General features: G+C 56.2%; 1 protein-coding gene. It reads left to right on the top strand.

Annotated features, from left to right (window positions below):
- Positions 1 to 932: IS1380 family transposase (locus ACT3TY_RS17880; RefSeq protein ID WP_444629093.1), on the top strand; the 932-nt coding region annotated here is incomplete at both ends.

The raw sequence follows: 932 nt of genomic DNA, 5'->3' as shown, positions 1-932 counted from the left end.
TTGGTTCGTCAGCGGGTGTTCGGTGTCGCCGCTGGCTATGAAGATTTCAACGACCATGAGGCCCTGCGCTATGATCAGGCCCTTCAGACAGCGCTCGGTGAAGAGGATACGCTGGCAGGCAAGTCGACGCTGTGCCGGGTGGAGCAGAACGCCGATCGGCAAGCAATAGTGAAGGCCCATGAGTTGCTGTGGCATCACTTCATTGAACAGCATGACGAACCACCAAAGGAGATCGTGCTGGACTTTGATGGCACCGACATCCCCGTGCATGGCGAGCAACCCGGCAAGTTCTTTAACCGTTATTACGATCACCACTGCTACTTCCCACTGTATGTCTTCTGTGGGCGCCACTTACTGGTGAGCTATCTGCGCACCAGTGACCGCAGCGACAGCCGCCATAGCTGGGCGATCCTCGCCTTACTGGTACGCTTTATCCGTCAATACTGGCCCGATACGCGCATCGTGTTACGAGGTGATAGCCACTTTTGTCGTCCCCGGATGCTGAACTGGTGTGATCGGCATCACGTCGACTACATCGTGGGAATCGCCAAGAACAGCCGGCTGCTCAAGGAAGTGGATGTGCCCATGATGCTGGTGCGCAAGACCCAATGGCAGGTGGGAGGGAAAGTGGCAGAGACGTTTCGCTTCCAGTATCAAGCCCACTCCTGGAAATACTCACGCTGGGTGGTGGCCCGCCTGGAAGAAGGCGAGTTAGGCTCTAATCCCCGGTTTATCATCAGTTCCCGTTACGATGATGGCTTCAAGCTTTACTACGAGCAGTACTGTGCCCGGGGTGACATGGAGAACCGGATCAAGGATCAACAACTGAGCCTGTTTGCTGACCGGACCTCCAGCACGCACTGGTGGGCCAATCAGTGGCGGCTGATCTTGTCGGGCTTCGCTTATACGCTGTTCGAGCGGTTACGGACTTA

Source organism: Halomonas sp. AOP22-C1-8, from assembly GCF_052378905.1.
In the GTDB taxonomy this organism is placed as follows: domain Bacteria; phylum Pseudomonadota; class Gammaproteobacteria; order Pseudomonadales; family Halomonadaceae; genus Vreelandella; species Vreelandella citrativorans.
This window is presented reverse-complemented; position numbering and strand designations above follow the sequence as displayed.